The organism is Streptacidiphilus rugosus AM-16 (genome assembly GCF_000744655.1).
Taxonomy (GTDB): Bacteria; Actinomycetota; Actinomycetes; order Streptomycetales; family Streptomycetaceae; genus Streptacidiphilus; species Streptacidiphilus rugosus.
In genome coordinates this window covers 3845764-3865893 of sequence record NZ_JQMJ01000004.1, presented here as the reverse complement: position 1 = coordinate 3865893, position 20130 = coordinate 3845764, and the positions used below count along the sequence as shown (strand labels likewise).

The 20130-nt window shown below is 71.3% G+C and carries 17 protein-coding genes and 1 pseudogene; 7 read left to right on the top strand and 11 right to left on the bottom strand.

The genetic code is table 11. From position 1 onward, the window contains the following. Positions 1–11: 11 nt before the first annotated feature. A complete protein-coding gene (locus BS83_RS26485; RefSeq protein ID WP_037606029.1) occupies positions 12–1556 on the bottom strand; it encodes an amino acid permease in 1545 nt (514 codons plus the stop codon). 159 nt (positions 1557–1715) lie between these two features. Here BS83_RS26485 and BS83_RS26480 point away from each other — a divergent pair, with 159 nt between their 5' ends. Then, positions 1716–2945 carry a MalY/PatB family protein gene (locus BS83_RS26480; RefSeq protein ID WP_037606028.1) on the top strand — a complete coding sequence of 410 codons (1230 nt, stop codon included), beginning with the start codon at positions 1716–1718 and terminating at the stop codon, positions 2943–2945. A gap of 50 nt (positions 2946–2995) precedes the next feature. On the opposite strand, the gene zwf is transcribed toward BS83_RS26480, so the two are convergent. Continuing rightward, positions 2996–4372: a glucose-6-phosphate dehydrogenase gene (zwf, locus tag BS83_RS26475; protein ID WP_037606027.1), complete on the bottom strand. Its 1377-nt coding sequence runs from the start codon at positions 4370–4372 to the stop codon at positions 2996–2998. Positions 4373–4518: 146 nt separating this feature from the next. Between zwf and BS83_RS26470 the strand changes: the two genes are divergently transcribed. Next, complete coding sequence (locus tag BS83_RS26470) at positions 4519–5748, top strand: RNA-guided endonuclease InsQ/TnpB family protein (protein ID WP_037606026.1); 1230 nt, start codon at positions 4519–4521, stop codon at positions 5746–5748. Positions 5749–5819: 71 nt separating this feature from the next. Here the strand turns inward: BS83_RS26470 and BS83_RS26465 are convergent, their stop codons facing one another. Continuing rightward, on the bottom strand, positions 5820–7400 hold the full coding sequence (locus BS83_RS26465; RefSeq protein ID WP_037606025.1) for a GMC oxidoreductase: 1581 nt from the start codon (positions 7398–7400) through the stop codon (positions 5820–5822). 252 nt (positions 7401–7652) lie between these two features. Between BS83_RS26465 and BS83_RS26460 the strand changes: the two genes are divergently transcribed. Further along, positions 7653–9035 carry a cytochrome ubiquinol oxidase subunit I gene (locus BS83_RS26460; protein WP_037606024.1) on the top strand — a complete coding sequence of 461 codons (1383 nt, stop codon included), beginning with the start codon at positions 7653–7655 and terminating at the stop codon, positions 9033–9035. 22 nt (positions 9036–9057) lie between these two features. Continuing rightward, positions 9058–10077 (top strand): cytochrome d ubiquinol oxidase subunit II, encoded by a 1020-nt coding sequence (cydB, locus tag BS83_RS26455; protein ID WP_037606023.1) that lies wholly within the window; start codon positions 9058–9060, stop codon positions 10075–10077. 22 nt (positions 10078–10099) lie between these two features. On the opposite strand, the gene BS83_RS26450 is transcribed toward cydB, so the two are convergent. Together BS83_RS26450 and BS83_RS26445 are read right to left on the bottom strand one after the other, a co-directional pair. Next, positions 10100–11053: a cyclase family protein gene (locus BS83_RS26450; protein WP_084714096.1), complete on the bottom strand. Its 954-nt coding sequence runs from the start codon at positions 11051–11053 to the stop codon at positions 10100–10102. Between the two features lie 51 nt (positions 11054–11104). Continuing rightward, complete coding sequence (locus tag BS83_RS26445; RefSeq protein ID WP_037606022.1) at positions 11105–12928, bottom strand: glycoside hydrolase family 15 protein; 1824 nt, start codon at positions 12926–12928, stop codon at positions 11105–11107. 197 nt (positions 12929–13125) lie between these two features. Between BS83_RS26445 and BS83_RS26440 the strand changes: the two genes are divergently transcribed. Beyond that, complete coding sequence (locus BS83_RS26440; protein WP_037606021.1) at positions 13126–14070, top strand: D-2-hydroxyacid dehydrogenase family protein; 945 nt, start codon at positions 13126–13128, stop codon at positions 14068–14070. A 358-nt stretch (positions 14071–14428) separates the two neighbouring features. Here the strand turns inward: BS83_RS26440 and BS83_RS47820 are convergent, their stop codons facing one another. Beyond that, entirely contained in the window at positions 14429–14593 is a 165-nt protein-coding gene (locus BS83_RS47820) for a hypothetical protein (RefSeq protein WP_232248814.1), read from the bottom strand. A 120-nt stretch (positions 14594–14713) separates the two neighbouring features. Next, a complete protein-coding gene (locus BS83_RS47815) occupies positions 14714–14860 on the bottom strand; it encodes a hypothetical protein (RefSeq protein ID WP_232248813.1) in 147 nt (48 codons plus the stop codon). Between the two features lie 10 nt (positions 14861–14870). Between BS83_RS47815 and BS83_RS47810 the strand changes: the two are divergent. Then, positions 14871–14945, top strand: a pseudogene (locus tag BS83_RS47810) (hypothetical protein); the annotation flags it as partial. A 23-nt stretch (positions 14946–14968) separates the two neighbouring features. Here BS83_RS47810 and BS83_RS47805 read toward each other — a convergent pair. Beyond that, positions 14969–15190, bottom strand: coding sequence for a hypothetical protein (locus BS83_RS47805; protein WP_232248812.1), 222 nt, complete (start codon positions 15188–15190; stop codon positions 14969–14971). 642 nt (positions 15191–15832) lie between these two features. Here BS83_RS47805 and glgX point away from each other — a divergent pair. After that, entirely contained in the window at positions 15833–17977 is a 2145-nt protein-coding gene (gene glgX / locus BS83_RS26430) for a glycogen debranching protein GlgX (RefSeq protein ID WP_037609898.1), read from the top strand. A gap of 75 nt (positions 17978–18052) precedes the next feature. Here the strand turns inward: glgX and BS83_RS26425 are convergent, their stop codons facing one another. The 3 genes from BS83_RS26425 to BS83_RS26415 form a co-directional block, all read right to left on the bottom strand. Next, the gene (locus tag BS83_RS26425; protein WP_037606020.1) at positions 18053–18238 is read right to left on the bottom strand and encodes a CsbD family protein; all 186 of its coding nucleotides are present in this window, start codon (positions 18236–18238) and stop codon (positions 18053–18055) included. A gap of 119 nt (positions 18239–18357) precedes the next feature. Further along, a complete protein-coding gene (locus tag BS83_RS26420; protein ID WP_051943997.1) occupies positions 18358–19362 on the bottom strand; it encodes a YdcF family protein in 1005 nt (334 codons plus the stop codon). A 90-nt stretch (positions 19363–19452) separates the two neighbouring features. Then, a complete protein-coding gene (locus tag BS83_RS26415) occupies positions 19453–19938 on the bottom strand; it encodes a VanZ family protein (RefSeq protein WP_198035304.1) in 486 nt (161 codons plus the stop codon). Between the last annotated feature and the right edge of the window lie 192 nt (positions 19939–20130).

Sequence of the window (20130 nt, the reverse complement as noted above, 5' to 3'; positions counted from 1 at the left end):
CCGCCGCGCGCTCAGGGCGTCGGCGCCTGCGTCAGGGACGGCGCCCGCTCGGCTGCCGGGAGGCCTGCCCGTCCCCGGTGCCGAAGCCGCCGGCAGGCCGCGCCCGCCAGCAGCGTCGCGCCCAGGAAGAGCACGGTGAACCACTGGAAGTACCAGTGGCCGCCCGAGGGGTCGTAGACCGCCGGACGCGGCCAGGCCAGGTCGACGGTCATCGCCAGCCCGTACACCAGCGCCGCCGCGGCGACGGGCACACCCCACCGCCCGAGCGAGAAGAGCCGCCCGCCGCGCTCGTCCGTGACGCCCGCCGTCTCCGCGGCCCCGTGGCCCCGGCGCAGCCGCTGGACCAGGAAGGGCCCGGTCACCATCGCGTACGCCAGGTAGACCATCGCCACGCAGGTCGTCCCGATCGCGACGAACGCGTTGGGGGAGAGGAAGTTGAGCAGGCAGAGCCCGGCCGCCCCGGTGCCGGTGACGAGGGCGGCGACCGCCGGCATCCCGGTGCGGGCCGAGACCCGGCCGAGCCGGTGCGCGAACGGCAGGGCGCCGTCGCGGGCCATGGAGAAGAGCATCCGGGTGCCGGCGGTCTGGATGGCCAGCGTCGCCACGAAGACGGCCACGACCACGTCGGCGAGCAACGCCTTGCCGATGCCCGGGCCGAGCGAGCTGGTCAGCACGTAGGCCAGGCCCTCGCTGGTCATCCGCTCCGAACCGAGGTCCGGCGAGGCCAGCACACCGGCGTAGACGAGCAGTCCGCCGAGAACTCCGGCCGCGACGAGCGCGGTGAGGATGGTGCGCGGCGCCGTGCGGCGCGGACTGCGGGTCTCCTCGCTCATCTCGCCCGCGCTGTCGAACCCGATCAGCACGTACGCCGCGGCGAACGCGCCGACCATCAGCGCGCCGGGCGCACCGCCCCCTGCGCCGGTGTGCAGCGTGACGCCGAGACCGTGGCGGGTGTGCGTGAGCAGCAGCACCACGATCAGCACGGCTCCGACGATCTCCGCGGTCACCCCGATCCGGTTGACGGCCGAGAGCACGCGGTTGTCCACGACGTTGACCAGGGTGGTGAGCGTCAGCAGCAGCACGCCGAGCAGTCCGGCGTTGGCCGCACCCGTCGGCGCGGTCGGCGCCGGGTCGCCGCCCACCACCTGGAAGCCGGACCAGATCCCGGGCAGCACGACCTGCAGCGCGAGCGCGGCCGCGGCCACCACCAGGATCTGCCCGATCACCATGATCCAGCCGGCGAACCAGCCGAACGCCGGCGTCGACAGTCGCGTGGACCACTGGTAGATCGCGCCCGAGAGCGGGTAGCGGGCGGCGAGTTCGGCGAAGCAGGCCGCCACGAGCAGCTGGCCCGCGAAGACCGCGGGCCAGGTCCAGGTGAAGGCCGGTCCGGCGAACGCGTAGCCGAAGCCGAAGAACTGGAAGACCGTGGTCAGCACCGAGATGAACGAGAAGCCCGCGGCGAAGGAGGCGTACCGGCCCATCGTGCGGTGGAGCTCCTGGCGGTACCCGAAGCGGGCCAGCGCCGCGTCGTCAGGGGGCGCGCCGATAGTCATGATGATTCCCCTCGCTCGCCGGATAACTGTCGAGCGACAGAAATTAGAGACCTGCTGTTTCCGCCGAATGACGCGACGATGTCACCCCCGCGCCGAACTCCTCACAGCGTTCGGCCCCAGGACTTCGGGGTGCCGTGGATCGGCGACTAGCCTTGCCGTATGGCAGGCGACGCCGTTCCTCCTCCCGCCGCGGGTGCGCCGTGGTCGGTCTTCGACGAGGTCGTGGACCGTCGCGGCTCCAACTCCATGAAGTGGGCCCGCGCGGGGGAGTTCCTCGCCCCCGACGAGGTCGCCGCGGACCCGCTGCCGATGTGGGTCGCCGACACCGACTTCAAAGCCCCCCGCGTGGTGATCGAGGCCCTGCACGAAGCCGTGGACTACGGCGTCTTCGGTTACCCCGGCGGTGCGACCGACGGCTACCTGGACGCCGTGACCGGCTGGCAGGCGCGCCGGTTCGGCTGGGAGGTGCCGCCGCAGTGGGTGCTGCAGACCGCAGGGATCATCACCACCCTGAAGACCGTGGTGCAGGCGTTCTCCGCCCCCGGGGACTCGGTCCTGATCCAGCCGCCGGTGTACGCCCACTTCCACGAGGACGTGCTGCTGAACGGGCGGCGTCTCGCCCTGGCCCCGCTGGAGCGCGTCGAGGACGGCTACCGTTTCGACGCCCGCACCTTCGAGGCCGCCATCCGGCCCGACACCAAGCTCTTCATCCTCAGCCATCCCCACAACCCGACGGGAAACGTCTGGTCGCGGGACGAGCTGGTGGCGATGGGGGAGATCTGCGCCCGGCACGGCGTGCTGGTCGTCTCCGACGAGGTCCACCAGGACCTCCTGATCAACCCGGCCAGGACACACGTCCCCTTCGCCTCGCTCGGCCCGCGGTTCGCCCGGAACAGCATCACCTGCACGTCCCCCAGCAAGACGTTCAACCTCCCCGGCCTGCAGTGCGCGAACGTGTTCGTGCCCGACCGCGCGCTGCGCGAGGAACTGGCCCGCCAGTACGAACGCAATCTGTTCCCGCTCGTCAACGGGCTCGGCATGGTCGCGGCCGAGGCCGCCTACACCCACGGTGAGCCCTGGCTGGCGGAGCTGCTCGGCTATCTGCGCGGCAACCACGCCCACTTCGCACAGGCCGTCAACGCCGCCACGTCCAAGGTGCGGGTGCTGCCCGCGGACGCCCTCTACCTGGCCTGGATGGACTGCCGCGACCTCGGCATGGACGCCGCGTCCCTCGACCGTTTCATGCTGACCACCGCCCGGCTGTGGCTGGACAGGGGACAGAAGTTCGGCCTGGAGGGCCACGGCTACATGCGGGTGAACCTCGGCTGCCCCCGGTCGACCGTCGACGAGGCGATCCGCCGACTGACCGGGGCGATCGCTACCCTGTAGGGGCCGGACGCGGTCGCGGGGCTCCGGCGCAGGCCGCCGCCGTGCGTCGCTCAGGCGGCGGGGTCGTGCCAGCCGTCGTTCTCCGGGAGCAGGGCGTCCGCCTCCTTCGGTCCCCAGGTGCCGCGGGCGTAGGAGTGGACCGGGGCCGCGTCGCCGAGGATCGGGTCGACGACGCGCCAGGCCGCCTCGACGGTGTCCTCCCGGGCGAAGAGCCAGCGGTCGCCGTCCAGCGCGGCGCCGATGAGCCGGTCGTAGGGGCGCATGTCGGAGCCGGGCAGCTCGCTGAAGGAGAGCTCCTCGTGCTTGGGCTCCCAGCCGCCGCCGGGGGCCTTGCCCGCCAGGGTGAGCCCGACCTGCGTCTCGGGCCACACACGGAAGCGCAGACTGTTGGCGGCGGGTGAGGGCCGCAGGCCGAAGACGTCGTGCGGCGCCCGGCGGAAGTGGAGGGTCACCTCCGTGGCGGTGACCGGCAGACACTTGCCGGCGCGGATCAGGATGGGCACGTCGGCCCAGCGCCAGGAGTCCGCGGCCAGGCGCACGGCAGCGAAGGTCTCGGTCGTCGAGCCGGGGGCGACGCCGTCGACGTCGAGGTAGCCCGCGTACTGGCCGCGCACGATGTGCTCGGGGTCCAGCGGGCGGAGCGCGTTGACGACGTTGGCCTTGGCGTCCCGCCAGGACTCCAGGCCCTGCCCGGCGGGCGGATCGGCGAGCACGGTGGCGAGCACCTGCAGCATGTGGTTCTGCACGACGTCCCTGACGGCGCCGGTGCGGTCGTAGAACCGGCCGCGGTCGGAGACGTCGAAGGCCTCGGCCATGGTGATCTGGATGCTGCGGACGTGGGTCCGGTTCAGCAGCGGCTCGATCACGGAGTTCGCGAACCGCGCGAAGAGCACGTTCTCGACCGGGTCGAGTCCGAGCCAGTGGTCGACCCGGTAGATGGCGTCCTCGGGGAAGTACTGGTGCATGGTCGCGTTGAGCTCGCGGGCGCTGTTCAGGTCGGTGCCGAACGGCTTCTCGACCATGACGCGCGCGCCGTCGGCCCGGCCGGCGTCGGCGATGCCCTTGGCGATGCGGCCGAACAGCGGGGGCGGCACCTCCAGGTAGAACAGGGCCCGCCCGCCGTCGCCCATCTCCCGTGCCATCGCCGTGTAGGTGGCGTCGTCGTCCAGGTCGCCGTCGACGTAGCGCAGCAGCCCCAGCATCCTGCTCGCGGCAGGCGTGGTGGGGTCCATGCCGTTGAGCTTCAGCGAGGCCTCGGCGTAGCCGCGGAACTGCTCCAGCCCCCAGCCGCTCTTAGCGACGCCGACGACGGGCTTGTCGAGCACCCCGCGCTCCACGAGGCCGACCAGTGCGGGGAAGGTCTCCAGCTTGGCCAGGTCGCCGGTGGCGCCGAAGATGACCAGTGCGTCCATCTGATTGCTTGTCATCGGATTCCTTCGTGGATGCCCCCGGTTTGAGCCGGGGGAGGAAACGAAACTCCTGCGGAGCAGGGCAGCGGGCTGCGATTCGCCGTCAAGGCGGGCCGCGGTGCTCTGACCCGCAGATTTGAGCTAACCTGTAGTCCAGCTAGTGTGTGAGCGCGGCCACGAACCACGTGAAGCGGGCATTCAAGTTCCGCTTCTACCCGACGGATGCGCAGGCGGCTGAGCTGTCGCGCACGTTCGGTTGCGTGCGTAAGGTCTACAACCTGGCCCTGGCGGCTCGCACGGAGGCGTGGACGCTGCGTCAGGAACGGGTCAACTACAACGCCACCTCCGCGATGTTGACGGCGTGGAAGAAGACCGAGGAACTGGCCTACCTCTGCGAGGTCTCCAGCGTCCCGTTGCAGCAGACGCTGCGGCACCTGCAAGGGGCGTTCGGGAACTTCTGGGCGAAGCGGGCGAAGTGCCCGACGTTCAAGAGTCGGAAGAAGTCCCGCAAGTCCGCCGAGTACACCACCAGCGGCTTCCGGTACCGCGACGGCAGGCTGACGCTGGCCAAGATGGCGGAGCCGCTGGCCATCGTGTGGTCTCGGCCCCTGCCCGAGGGCGCGCGGCCGTCCACGGTGACCGTGTCGCAGGACAGCGCGGGCCGCTGGTTCGTCTCGATGCTGTGCGACGACCGCCCCACCATGCCCGCGCCCGTCAACGACGCGGTAGGCGTCGACGCCGGCCTCACGGCGCTGGTGACGCTCTCCACCGGCGAGAAGATCACCAACCCGAAGCACGAGCGCAAAGACCGTGAACGCCTCGCGAAGGCGCAACGGAACCTTGCCCGCAAGGCCAAGGGTGACGGCGCGAACCGGGCCAAGGCCCGGCTCAAGATCGGCAAGGTCCACGCGAGGATCGCCGACCGGCGCCGCGATTTCCTGCACAAGCTCACCACTCGACTCGTCCGCGAAAACCAAGTGGTCGTGATCGAGGACCTGACCGTCCGGAACATGCTCCAGAACCGGAGGCTCTCCCGAGCCATCGCGGACGCGAGCTGGACCGAGCTGCGGTCGATGCTGGAGTACAAGGCCGACCGGTACGGACGCGAGGTGATCACCGTGGACCGGTGGTTCCCCTCCTCCAAGCTGTGCTCGGCCTGCGGCACCTTGCGGGGCAAGATGCCGCTGAACGTCCGCGAGTGGACGTGCGACTGCGGAACGGCCCACGACCGGGACGTGAACGCGGCGCGCAACATCCTGGCCGCCGGGCTGGCGGTTGCAGCCTGTGGAGACGGTGTAAGACCTCAACGGAGCACTCCGGGCGGGCAGTCGTCGGTGAAGCAGGAAGTCGTCCCAGCACCCCGCACACGCGGGGTGTCTCAGCCGCGAGGCTGAGGGGAATCTCCGTCCCGTCAGGGCGGAGAGGATGTCAACGTGGTGACTCTCCTGCTCACGCTCACCTCATCTCACCTGATGCGGTCGGCGATGTGGTCGCCGACGCGCAGGGCGTTGGCGATGGCCGTCAGGGACGGGTTCACCGCCCCGATGCTCGGGAAGAAGCTGGTGTCCACGACGTAGAGGTTGTCCAGGTCGTGGGCCTTGCAGTGGACGTCCAGGGCGGAGGAGGCGGGGTCGGTCCCGAACCGCACGGTGCCGGCCTGGTGGGCGGTGGCCCCGATGGGCATCCCCTTGTGCAGGTAGATGCTGTGCGGGAGCAGGTGGTGCTCGTGCATGCCCAGCTGCCCGAGCATGCCCTGCAGCCGGTGGCGCAGCCGTTTCAGCCCGGCGACGTTGTTCTTCTCGTCCAGGGCGAGGTGGACGTTGTCCTGCTGGTCGAGCGTCACCCGGCTGGTCGCCAGCGGCAGGTCTTCGCCGCACAGCCAGAAGTCGACGGCGTGGTGGGCCAGCACCTCGAACGGCATGTCGGGCGCGACCGCGCCGGCCCAGCGCGGGGCCTCGCCGTGGATCTGGTCGGCGTCGGACTTGCCGAGCATCTGGATGCCGCCCATGGGGAATTCCCAGTCGTCCCCGGCCAGGTACCAGTCGTGCAGGGCCAGGGTCTTCTGGAACGCGGTGGGGTTGGGCTCCTTGGAGACCGCCATCAGGGCCAGGTTGTTGTGCCGCATGTAGTGCCGGCCGACCACGTCGGAACTGTTGGCCAGCCCGGCCGGATGCCGGTCGTTGGCGGAACGCAGCAGGAGCACGGCGGAGTTCACCGCGCCGCAGGCGACCACGACGATGTCGCCGGTGAAGGTGTGGGTACCGCCGTCGTCCAGCTCCGCGACCACACCGGTGACCGTGCGGCCGGACGGGTCGGTCTCCAGCCGGCGGACGTCCGCGTGGGTGACCAGCCGGACGTTGTCGTGCCGCAGGGCCGGGTCGACGCAGGTCACCTGGGCGTCCGACTTCGCCCCCAGCAGGCAGGGGAACCCGTCCACGCGGTCGCAGCGGATGCACACGCTTCCGTGCGTCGCGGCTCCGTGCTCGTCCTGGGTGAGGTTCACGCCGATCGGGAGGTGGAACGGGTGCAGGCCCTGCTTCTCCAGATCGTCGCTGAGCTGCTGGATGCGCGGCTCGTGGGCGACCGGCGGATGGGCGTACTGCGCACTGGCGGAACCCTCGGTGGGGTCCTCGCCGTGCCGGCCGTGGACCAGGTAGAGGTGCTCGGCCTGCGTGTAGTACGGCTCCAGGTCCTCGTAGCCGATGGGCCAGGCGGGGGAGACACCGTCGTGGTGGCGCAGCTCGCCGAAGTCCTCGGGGCGCAGCCGGAACAGCGCCGCGCCGTAGAACTTGGTGTTCCCGCCGACGTAGTAGTTGACCTCCGGCGGGAAGGCGTTTCCGTCCTTGTCGTACCAGTACTCGGGGGCCCGGTACTTGCCCTTGACGAAGACGGCGGTCGAGTCCCAGTTGTCCCGCTCGCGGGGCAGGTAGCCGCCGCGCTCCAGGATCAGGATCCGCTTGCCGGTCGGCGCCAGGCGGTGGGCGAGTGTGCCGCCGCCCGCGCCGGTGCCGATCACGATGACGTCGTAGTGGTCACTGTCAGCCACGAGGACTCCTCGCCTGAACCGGGTGCCGTGGTGGTCGCTTTCCTGGACCACTGGTCGTGCCCTGACATCAGCACGCTATAGCGAGTGCTCTCCGGCTGCGACCGCGAGCGCCATGAATCGAAAAGACGTGCGAATACGGCTGATCGGCTGAGCCTCGGCATGTTGCCGTCCCTCCACAGGTCGCCGCGTGGTTCACTCGCCGGAGAAAAGCGGCATATGTACGAAAAGCGGCACCGATGCGGCAGGAGCGGCATGAGTCAACTCGACCTTGCACGGCTCCAGTTCGCCATGACGTCGATCTACCACTTCCTCTTCGTCCCGGTCACGATCGGTCTCGGCTTCCTGACCGCACTGCTCCAGACCGCCTGGCACCGGACCGGCCTGGCCGACCACCTGCGGCTGACCAGGTTCTTCGGCACCCTGTTGCTGATCAACGTCGCCGTCGGCGTGGTGACCGGCCTGGTCCAGGAGTTCCAGTTCGGGATGGACTGGTCCGCCTACTCCCGCACCGTGGGCGACGTCTTCGGCGCGCCGCTGGCCATGGAGGGACTGGCCGCGTTCTTCCTGGAGTCGACCTTCCTCGGGCTGTGGGTCTTCGGCTGGGACCGGCTGCCCAAACGGGTCCACCTCGCCACGATCTGGGCCGTCGCCCTGGGCGGGGCGCTGTCGGCGGCGTTCATCATGGCGGCCAACTCCTGGATGCAGCACCCGGTCGGATACACCGTCAACGCCACCACGGGTCGGCCGCAGCTCAACGACGTGTGGAAGCTGTTCACCAGCCCCGTCTTCCTCCGGGGCTATCTGCACGTCCTGCTCGCCTCGGTGGTCACCGGGGCCGTGGTCATGCTCGCCGTCTCGGCCTGGCAGCTGCGCAAGGGCCGGTCCCCCCTGGTGTTCCACGCCTCCGCCCGGCTCTCCCTGCTGGTGCTGGTGCCGACGCTGCTGGTGGCGATGCTGGTCGGCAGCGAGCTCGGGGTCACCGAGGGCAAGTACCAGCCGATGAAGATCGCGGGCGCCGAGGCCCAGTGGACCACCTGCCAGCCCTGCTCCTTCTCCCTGTTCCAGGTCGGCGGCGGCAACGACGACCGGACGCCGACGAAGATCATCGAGATCCCGCACCTGCTCTCCCTGCTGGCCACCAACCACTGGAACGGCAAGGTCCTCGGACTCGACCAGGTGCAGAGCCAGTACCAGGCCCAGTTCGGCCAGGGGAACTACGTCCCGAACATCTTCATCCAGTACTGGGCGATGCGGGTGATGGCCTACCTCGCCGTCGTGGTGCTGCTGGTGGGCCTGTGGGGGCTGTGGCTGCTGCTGCGCAAACGGCTCAGCTCGGCCCGGGCCTTCCAGTGGGCGGCGACCTGGCTGGTGATCCTGCCGTTCCTGATGAACACCGCGGGCTGGCTGCTCACCGAGAGCGGGCGCCAGCCCTGGATCGTCCAGGGCATCCAGCTGACCAGGAACGGCGTCTCGCCGTCGATCACCACGACGACCGTGGCCATCAGCATCCTCGTCTTCCTCCTGCTCTACGCCGCGCTCGCCGTGGTCGAGATCGTCCTGATGGCCCGCTACGCCCGGCGCGACCCCGAACCGGCCCCGACGCCCGAGGCGCCCCTGCCGTCCCTCACCTACTGACACCGCATCAAGAGGTCGCACGATGGCGCTCGCCACCTTCTGGTTCATCCTCACGGCCGTGCTGTGGACCGGCTTCTTCGTCCTGGAGGGCTTCGACCTCGGCGTCGGCCTGCTGCACACCGTGGTGGCCCGCGACGAGCCAGGCCGACGCGCCGCGATCAACACGATCGGCCCGCTGTGGGACGGCAACGAGGTCTGGCTGATCGTCGCCGTGGCGGCCATGTTCGCCGCCTTCCCCGGCTGGTACGCCACCTCGTTCTCGGCCTACTACCTGGTGACGGTCCTGGTGCTGATCGGACTGATCGTGCGCGGGGTCTCCTTCGAGTTCCGCGGCAAGCTCGCGAGCAGCCGCTGGCGTCACCTCTGGGACACCACGCTGACGGCCGGGAGTCTGCTGGTCCCGTTCTTCCTCGGCGTCTTCCTCGGCGGGATGCTCCACGGCATCCCCATCGGGCAGGACCAGGAGTTCTCCGGCACCTTCGCCGACCTGTTCTCCGGCTACGCCGTCTTCACCGGCCTCACGCTGGTGCTGCTCTGCCTCCTCCACGGCGCGACCTTCCTCGCCCTGCGCACCACCGGCGCCCTCCGGGGCCGGGCCCGGCTGCTGGCCCGGCGGATCGCCCCGGTCACCGCCCTGGCGGTGCTGGCGTTCCTCCCCTGGACGCACTCCACCGCCGGCAAGGGCGTGCTGCCCAGCATCATGCAGCTGATCGCGGTCCTGCTCGTGCTCGCCGCCGCCTGGCTGGTGACGACCGGTCACGAGGGCTGGGCCTTCGCGGCCACCACCGTCACCATCGCCACCACCGTCCTGTCGGTCTTCGTCGACCTCTATCCCAGGCTGCTGGTCTCCAGCACGAACCCCGCGTACGACATCACCGTCGGCAACGCCGCCTCGGGGAACTACGCGCTCAAGGTGATGTCCGTGGTGGCCATCGTCCTGGTCCCGGTCGTCCTGGCCTACCAGGGCTGGACCTACCACGTGTTCCGGCGCCGCGTCTCCGCCGAGCAGTTCGCCGACGAGACGGCGGGCGCTCCGGAGTGAGATCCCGGCGCGCCCGCCTCGATCAGAGCACCGCGATCGGGTTGACCGGGGATCCGGTGCCCCCGGGGAGTCTGAGCGGTGCGACCACCGCGAGGAAGGACCAGCGCCGCTCCGCCGCGCACAGCGGCGCCAGCTCCTCGAACTGCAGGTAGTCGAGCAGGTGCAGGCCCAGCTCGTGGATCGCGAGGACGTGGACCGGGAAGTCCACGCCCTCGACCAGGCTGGGCGCGCAGTCGTTGTTGCCGTCGCTGCCGAGGACCGCGATCTGCCGTTCGGCCAGCAGCTCCGCGGCCTCCGGGTGCAGGCCGGCGCGGGCCTCGGCCGCGTTCCACGGGCCGAGCTCCTGCCGGCGGCGGCGGTGGCCCACGCGGACGAACAGCAGGTCGCCCTCGCCGAAGCGCACCCCCTGCGCCTCCTCGGCGGCCAGCAGGTCCCCGGCCGTCACGTACTCGCCCGGTTCCAGCCAGGGCACGTCCCGCAGCGCAGGGATGTCGAGCAGCACACCGCGGCCGACGATCCCCGCCTCGGCCGCGGTCACCGCCAGGGCACCGGCCCCGGCGTCGGTCAGCGTGGCGGCGGCCGGCACGCCCCCGTAGAGGGTGCCCCGGTAGACGACGTGGCAGAGGGCGTCGAGGTGGCTGTCGACGTCCCCATGGACGTTCATCTCGATCCGGTCCCTGGCGAACTCCAGCCCCTGGCCCGCCATCCGGCCGCCGATCGCACCGGTCATGGGATGCCGCGCCGGGTCGGGGTTCTCCGGGGTCCGGTCCGTCGCGACCGGCGCCGCCAGGCTGACGTGACGCCCCGTCCGCACCTCGCCGACGGCGGCGCGCACCTGTGCCGCCGTCAGGTAGCCGAGGGCGCCGCGTTCGGGCCGCTGCCTGGCCGGCGCCAGGCCGGCCACCCGCCCGCGCAGCTCCTCGAAGGCCGCCGGCCCCAGCCGGGTGCGCCGGGGGCCGGGCGGGGGAACGTCCATGGTCTCGTCCTTCCCTGGCGGGAGCGGGAGCGGGGCCGGTCGGCCGACGGCTCAGGGCCGCTGCGCCGCCGCGTCCAGCGCGTCGTCGAGCGAGGTGGCCGCCATGATCAGCGAGAGGTGGGTGAAGGCCTGCGGGAAGTTGCCCAGCTGCTCGCCGGACGGGCCGATCTCCTCGGCGAACAGCCCCACGTGGTTGGCGTAGGTCAGCATCTTCTCGAACGCGTACCGTGCCTGCCGCAGCCGTCCGGCGCGGGCGAGGGCGTCGACGTAGAGGAACGAGCACAGGCTGAAGGTGCCCTCGGAGCCGCGCAGACCGTCCGGCGACGCGGCCGGGTCGTAGCGGTAGACGAGGCTGTCCGAGACGAGCTTGCGGTCGATGGCGTCCAGCGTGGACAGCCACCGCGGATCCTTCGGCCCCAGCAGGCCGACCCGCGGGATCACCAGCAGGGAGGCGTCCAGCACGTCCCCGTCGTAGTGCTGGACGAGGGCCTGCTCCTTCTCGCTCCAGCCGCGCGTCATGATCTGTTCCAGGACCGCGTCCCGCGCCGCACGCCAACGCGCCACGTCGGCCGGTCGGCTGAACTGCTCGGCCAGGCGCAGCCCCTGGTCGAAGGCCACCCAGGTCATCACCCGGCTGTAGGTGAACTCCTTGCGCCCGCCCCGGGTCTCCCAGATGCCCTCGTCGGGCCGGTTCCAGTTGTCGCAGAGCCAGTCCAACGTCCGCGCGGCGGCCTTCCAGCCGTCGTAACCCGGTTGGACGCCGACCGAACGGGCCTGCGACAGGGCGTAGAAGGCCTCGCCGTAGATGTCGAGCTGGAGCTGGTCCATGGCCGCGTTCCCGGCGCGGACCGGCGAGGAGCCACGGTAGCCCTCGAAGTGCTCGAGGATCTCCTCGGTCAAGCGCGGGTCGCCGTCGATCCGGTACATGATCTGCAGACGCTCGCCCGGAGCGTCGAGCCGCTCCCGCAGGCGCTCCCCGAGCCAGTTGGTGAACGCCTGGGCCTCCTCGGTGAATCCGAGATCGAGCAGGGCGCGCACCGACAGGGAGGCGTCCCGTACCCAGGTGAAGCGGTAGTCCCAGTTGCGCTCACCGCCCACCTGTTCGGGCAGCCCCATCGTGGCGGCCGCCACCAGTCCGCCCGTCGGGGCGTAGGTCAGCAGCTTGAGGGTGATCGCGGAGCGGCGCACGATGTCGGGCCAGCGGCCCTTGTAGGTGGACTTCCGCACCCAGCTCTGCCAGAAGTCCACCGTCCGCCACAGCTCCTCGGTGAGGGCATCGGCCGTGGGCGCCTCCGGCGCGTCACCGCCGGGAGCGCAGAAGGTGAGCACCGCCCCGGACGACTCGCCGGCCTGGAGCGTGACGCTGCCCTGCACGTCGTCACCCGTGCGGTGGAGTGGGAAGAGGGCCCGCAGGTGCAGTGTGGCACCGGGCGCGTGGAACTCGGCGTCCTGGCCGTCCACGCGCAGCTCGTGCGTGGCCCGGCCGTAGTCGAACCGCGGTCGGCAGTCCAGGGTGAAGCGGACGGTGCCGCGCACCGCGCGGATCACCCGGATCAGGGTGTGCCGGTCCGTCGCCGCGGTGTCCGTGTGCGGCGGCATCCAGTCGATCACCTCGCCGACGCCGTCCTCCGACAGGAAGCGGGTGACCAGGACGGCGCTGTCCGGGTAGTACATCTGCCGGTATGTCGGGTTGCTCTCGACGGGCGCGAGGCGGAAGTATCCGCCGTTGTCGTGGTCCAGCAGCGCCGCGAAGACGCTCGGCGAGTCGAATCGCGGAGCCGCGAACCAGTCCAGCACCCCCTTCGACGAGATCAGCGCGGCGGTCTGGAGATTCCCGACGAGTCCGTGATCGGCGATGGGCGGATAGCGGTCCATGAGCGCTCCGAACGGTGTACGGCCCCCGAGTGGCAAGGTATCCGACTTGTCGCGGATCGGCGCTTCGGGGCTGCCGGGGCGGTTCCTCCCGGCCGGGCGTGCCGGGCACCCCGCGGCGGCCGAGGGCTTACCGTGGGGCAGGACGTGCGCGCCGTTCGCGCGCGGGGCGAGCCGCACACGAGAGCCGGTGACTGACCATGAAGGTCGCGGTACTGGACGACTACCTGAACGTCGCCCTGGGCCTCGCGGACTGGGACTCCCTCGGCGCGGCCCGCATCGACGTGTTCACCGAGCCCTTCCCGGACGAGGCGGCGGTCGTCGGCGCCCTGGCCGACCACGACGTCGTCGTCGCCATGCGCGAACGGACCGCGTTCCCCGACTCCACGCTGAGCCGCCTGCCCCAGCTGGCCCTGCTCGTCACCACCGGCCCCGGCAACGCGTCCATCGACCTCGACGCCGCCCGGCGGCTGAACATCACCGTGACCGGCACGGGCTACTTCCCCCAGCCCACCGTGGAACTGACCTGGGGGCTGATCCTCGCCGCGGCCCGCCAAATCCCCCGGAGCGCCGAGTCCGTACGCCGCGGCGGCTGGCAGGTGGGCATGGGGACCAGCCTGAACCGGGCCACCCTCGGGCTGCTGGGCCTGGGCAACCTCGGCAGCCGCGTGGCGCGGGTCGGTCAGGCCTTCGGCATGGAGACGATCGCCTGGAGCCAGAACCTGCGTCCCGAGGACGCCCGGGCCCACGGAGTCACGCACGTGCCGCGCGAGGAACTGTTCGCCCGCGCGGACGTCCTGAGCGTCCACCTGAGGCTCAGCGAGCGGACCCGCGGCCTCGTAGGCGAGCCCGAGCTGCGCCTGATGAAGCCCACGGCCATCCTGGTCAACACCTCACGCGGGCCGATCGTCGACGAGCCGGCCCTGCTGCACGCCCTGACCGGCGGATCGATCGCGGGAGCGGCACTGGACGTCTTCGACCGCGAACCGCTGCCCGTGGACCACCCCCTGCGCTCCGCCCCGAACACCGTCCTGACCCCGCACATCGGCTATCTGACCCGCGACCTGTTCGAGGTCTTCTACCGCGACGCGGTCGAGGACATCGCCGCCTGGGCCGCCGGCGCCCCGGTGCGCACCCTGACCTGACCCGCTTCGGGGCCGTGCGCGCGCGGGGCGCGGCTCACGGCTGAGGGGCGGCCGGAGGCGGGGTGAGGGGCGAAGCACCACGGCGAGGACGTTCCACGCCATGCGATCAACCCCCTCGGGCCGGCGGCCGGCACCATGCCACGCTGGTTCCCGGCCCGGGTCCGTCCTACTCACGCCGCACGAGCCCGGGTTCTGCAGTCGCGGGCGGGTGCCCGCCGCAGCGATGCCTACCGGCTGTCCACCGCGTGGCGGTGGGGATGTCCCCCGGGGCGACACGCCTGGTAGCACCGTGGCCCGTGGGAGGGCGCGTTGCGAGGATCGAGAGGTCCGTGCACGTAACGTCGCATCTGAAGGATCCTCACATGCGCAGCTCTCGTCTCGTCGCCGCCTCCGTGGCCGGCCTCGTCGTCGCCGGTCTCGCCGTCTCGACCGTGGTCCCGGCGTCGGCCGTTCCCGTCGCGCACGGTGTGGCGCCGCTGTCCGCGCCGGCGTCGCCGGACGCCGCGAAGGGACGGACGCTCACGCTTCCCGCGCCGCGCGGTCACTACGCCACGGGGGAGTCGGCCTTCCGGATCGTCGACGACCGGCGCGCGGACCCGTGGACGCCGAGCCGGCCCTATCGGGAGCTGATGATCAGCGTCTTCTACCCGGCGGTGCGCACGGCAGGGAAGGCGGTCACCCACCAGTTCCCCCCGGCGGTGGCCGCGGCGGTCGGGGCGTCGGTCGAGCAGGGCGACGGCCTGCCCGCCGGTCTGGTGAACTGGGCCGCCACCAGGACCCACTCGGTCAAGGACGCCGCGATGGCACCGGGCCGCTTCCCGGTCGTCCTGTACTCGCCCGGCGCCGGTGACTCGCGGGACTGGAACGTGTCGCTGGTCGAGGACCTGGCCTCGCGGGGCTACGTGGTGGTCACCGTCGACCACACCGGGGAGGCCCCGGCGACGCAGTTCCCCGACGGCCACGTGGTCGGGAACGCGACGGTGCTGGAGGCCTGGGACCAGGCGTACCGGAACGGCACGACCCTGGCGTTCTTCACCAAGCTGATGGCGGCGCGCCAGGCCGACACCGAGCTGGTGCTCGACCGGCTGCCGAGCCTGCCCCACCGGCTGACCGACGGCATGGACCTGCACCGGATCGGCATGTTCGGGCACTCCGCCGGCGGGTTCACGGCGGCGAACGTGATGGAGGCCGATCCGCGGATCAGGGCGGGTGTCGACCTGGACGGGACCCTGGAGTACACCGTCAAGCCCGACGGCACCCAGCTGAGCCAGGTCGCCCTGCACGGACTGGACCGGCCGTTCCTGCTGATGGGCAGTTCCGGCAGCGAGGCCAGCAGTATTCACGGCGAGCCGTCGTGGGCGTCGTTCTGGCAGCACCAGCGCGGCTGGAAGGCCGATGTCACGCTGAACGGGTCCGAGCACGCCTCGTTCACCGACGCCAAGGCGCTGCTGCCGCAGCTGGCCGGCAAGGTGCCGGCCGCGACGCTGGACGCGGCGGTCGGAACCGTGGACGCGCAGCGGGGCGGTGGCCGCCGACCGGGCGCTGGTGGGCTCGTTCTTCGACCGGTTCCTGAAGGGCTGCGACGACCACCTGCTGGACGGCGGTCCGTCGCCGTACCCGATCACCTTCGAGCACTAGCCGGTCCCGGCACGGACGACGCGAACTGTCGCTCAGTCAGACAAGCAGCCCTGCTTGGGATTTCGGCGAGCGGGCAGACGGTAGGCACACGCAGTCGGGTCACACCTACGTGCTGGGGGTCGGGATGCAGATCTGGCGGACGAGCGCGGACATCAGCAGCCGACCGGGGGCGGCCTGGCCGCTCGGCGCGACGTTCGACGGTGCGGGCACCAACTTCGCGGTCTTCTCCGGGGCGGCCGACAAGGTCGAGCTGTGCCTGTTCGACGAGTCCGGCCGTGAGGACCGGGTGGCGTTGCGGGAGGTGGACGGGTTCGTGCACCACATCCACCTCCACGACGTCCACCCGGGGCAACGCTACGGCTTCCGCGCGCACGGCCCGCACCGTCCGTCGCAGGGCCTGCTCGGCAACCCCGCCAAGCTGCTGCTCGACCCCTACGCCAAGGCGATCGAGGGTGACGTCGCCTGGCACGAGGCGCTGTACGGGTACGAGTTCGCCAACCGCCGGCGGCGCAACGACCTCGACTCCGCGGCGCACGCGGCACGCTCGGTCGTCATCAACCCGTACTTCGACTGGGGCACCGACCATCCGCCGCGGACCCCGTACCACGAGACCGTGATCTACGAGGCCCACGTGAAGGGCCTGTCACGGACCCATCCGGGCGTCCCCGAGGCGCTGCGCGGCAGCTACGCGGGACTGGCCCATCCGGCGGTCGTGGAGTACCTCACCCAACTGGGGATCACCGCCGTCGAACTGATGCCGGTCCACCAGTTCCTCCAGGACCACACGCTGGTCGAGCAGGGCCTGTCGAACTACTGGGGCTACAACACCATCGGGTTCTTCGCGCCGCACAACGCCTATGCCTCCTCGGGGCAGCGGGGCGAACAGGTGCAGGAGTTCAAGGCGATGGTGAAGGCCCTGCACGAGGCCGGGATCGAGGTCATCCTGGACGTGGTCTACAACCACACCGCCGAGGGCAACCACCTCGGGCCGACGCTCTCCTTCCGCGGCCTGGACAACGCCGCCTACTACCGGCTGGCCCCGCACAACCCGCGCTACTACTGGGACACCACCGGCACGGGCAACAGCCTGCGGATGAACCACCCGCACACACTTCAGCTGATCATGGATTCGCTCCGGTACTGGGTCACCGAGATGCACGTCGACGGATTCCGCTTCGACCTGGCCGCCACCCTGGCCCGTCAGTTCCACGAGGTCGACCGGCTCTCCTCCTTCTTCGACCTGGTGCAGCAGGATCCGGTGGTCTCGCAGGTCAAGCTGATCGCCGAGCCGTGGGACCTCGGCGACGGCGGCTACCAGGTGGGCAACTTCCCGCCGTTGTGGACGGAGTGGAACGGCAGGTACCGGGACTGCGTCCGCGACTTCTGGCGGGGCGAGGGGGGCACCCTGGGCGAGTTCGCCTCCCGGCTCACCGGATCCGCCGACCTCTACCAGGACGACGGGCGCCGACCGCACGCCTCGGTCAACTTCGTCACCGCGCACGACGGCTTCACCCTGCGCGACCTCGTCTCCTACGACGGCAAGCACAACGAGGCCAACGGCGAGCACAACCGCGACGGCGAGAGCCACAACCGTTCCTGGAACTGCGGCGTCGAAGGGCCCACCCGCAAGCGCGCCGTCCTCGCGCTGCGCGCCCGGCAGCAGCGCAACATGATCGCCACGCTGATGCTGTCCCAGGGCGTGCCGATGCTGGCCCACGGCGACGAACTCGGGCGCACCCAGCACGGCAACAACAACGCCTACTGTCAGGACAACGAGCTCAGCTGGATCGACTGGCCGTCCGTGGCCGAGAACGGCAGCGAACTCCTGGAGTACACCAGCAGCCTGATCAGGCTCCGCCGCGAGCACCCGGTCTTCCGCCGGAGGCGCTTCTTCCAGGGACGCGCGCCCCGCGGGACCCACGACGGCCTCAAGGACATCGCCTGGTACACCCCGGCGGGGGAGGAGATGTCCGACGCCGACTGGAACGCGGGCTTCGCCAAGTCCTTGATGGTCCATCTCAACGGCAGGGCCATCCCCGAGCCCGACCTGCGCGGACTGCCGGTCGTGGACGACTCCTTCCTGATGCTGTTCAACGCGCACTGGGAGCCGCTGGTCTTCACCATTCCCGAGGGCCTCGACCCGTGGTGGGCCGTGGAGGTCGACACCGCCATCCCGTACACCGAGTTCCGGCCCCTGCTCAAGGCCGGCGCGTCCGTCGACGTGGAGGGACGGGCACTGCTGGTCCTGCGCGGCAACGCCGAGGCCTGACCGGCCCGGGCAGGCGGCGGGCGTGCGCGCGGGGCGGGAGCGCCGGCGGCGCCCGCCCCGCGGTGGCCGTGGCGGTCAGCCCTTGAAGGCGTCCTTCGCCGCGTCCTTGGCCTTCTCCGCCGCCTGCTTCACGTCCGCCGCCGCCTGGTCGGCACGCCCTTCGGTCTTCAACCGCTCGTTGCCCACGGCGGAACCCGCGGCCTCCTTCGCCTTGCCCTTCGCCTTCTGGGCCGCATGGGCGGCCTTGTCTCCTGCGCTCATCACGGTCTCCGTCCTGAGGATCCACCGTTGGGATCCCCGCGGGACGCGCCTGCCCCGCAACCCTCAGGGCATGCGCGCCCATCCGGGCAGGCGCAGGCCCGGCCGCGCGCGGCCCCTGGTCAGCCCGGCAGGAGCAGGGCCGCACACGGCAGGACGAGCAGCGCGCCGAGGCAAGCGGCCGCCCGTCGGTCGTACCAGAGCACGGCGACGAACTCCCGCAACGCGGCGGTCGGCCAGTACGCCAGGCGGGTGCGAGCGCCGACGACGCTGCCGCGCAGCCCGAGACGTTCCATGATCAGCGCGGTCCGTACGACGTGGAAGTCGCTGGTCACCACGAGCAGGTCTGCGGAGGCTCCGCGGGTGTCGATCAGGGTGTCGATCAGGGCGGCGGTGTTGGCGAGGTTCTCCTCGGTGCTGCGGGAACGGCTCTCCCGCAGCATGCGATGCGCGGGCAGCCCGTGGGCCAGCAGGTAGCGGTACATCGCCTCGGCCTCGGGGAGTTCCTCGTCCGCGCCCTGGCCTCCGGACACGACCACGGTCGGATCGCCGCCCCGGGAGCGGAGGTGCAGGTAGGCGGCGAGGGCCCGGTCCAGCCGGTCCCCGAGCAGCGGGGAGACCTCGCCGCCGGCGAGGGCCGCCCCCAGCACGACGACATAGCCCGCCGGCCGGCGCGGCCACAGGCGGCCGCGCGTCATCGTCTGCCGGAGGAAAAGCAGGAAGAACACCGTGAGGCAGAAGGCCGGGGCCCCGAGAACGACGGCCGGGGCGGCGGGCAGCGCTCCCACCGTCCCGGCCGCGGCGACGGCGACGGCCGCGGCCAGGAGCAGGCCGGCCGCCATGGTCCCCACCGGAGGGCCAGCGATTCCCTGCTGCCACAGCAGGACGGCGCCGTCCAGCAGCAGAAGCAGCGCGACGGCGAGCAGGAGCGCGGCGACGGTCATGCCGAGTACCCGGGCCACGGCGCCGGGCGCTCCGTGCGGGGCCGCCAGCTCGGGAAGGAGCGTCATACCGGCCGCGGTCAGGCAGAGCGCCGCCAGCCCGCTGCGCCGCAGCGTCCGGCCTGGGAAGAGCGCGCCGAGCAGGAAGGCGAGCGCGAGAACGAGCTGAGCCGTGCGGGGTGTCATGGTCTCCAGGGATCAGGTCGGACCGATGGGACAGACTCTGCCACGGCCCACGCGGTCGCCGCGTCAGGACCGCGTCGGAGTGACCGGCCGTCAGACCGTGCGCATGGCGGTCCGTCCCGGCCGTCCGACGGGATGGATCCGGCGGGAGAGCCGACGGCCGAGCAGGACATAGCCCACCAGACCTCCGGCGGCGGCCAGGATGATGTCGTCGACGTCGAAGCTGCGACCGGCGACGAAGTAGTGCTGCAACCCCTCGAGCACGCTGATCGACAGCGCGGTGAGCAGGGTGACCCGCACCGGCCCCCTGAACCTGCGGCTGACCACCGGGAGCAGCAGCCCGAACGGCACCCCGACCACGATGTTCCCGCCGACCTGGAGCAGCGCCTCGCGGACCGAGGGCCGGTCGAGGTACAGGCGGATGGTCGCGCCCGGATGGAGATTGGTGTGGGCGATGCCCACCGACCCGGGCGACGGCGTCAGGGTCAGCTTGATGACCACCGCCGCGCAGGCGGCGAACGCCAACAGCGCCACGCTCCGCACCAGCGTGCGCAGCAGCGCCCGGAACAAGCCCCCCAACGCTCTCCGCCCCATCCCCGACGCCTCTCGGAACACCCGCATGAAGACCCCCTCCGGCCGTGTCGCCCAAGGACGTCTACCCCGGCGCGCCACGCCCACGCGGTCCGGCCCCCGCAGCCGCCGGAGGCCGTCGGTCTCGCCCGAGGCTCGGCGGTCCCGTGCACGGACGTGCGCCCGGCAGATCGCCCGCGT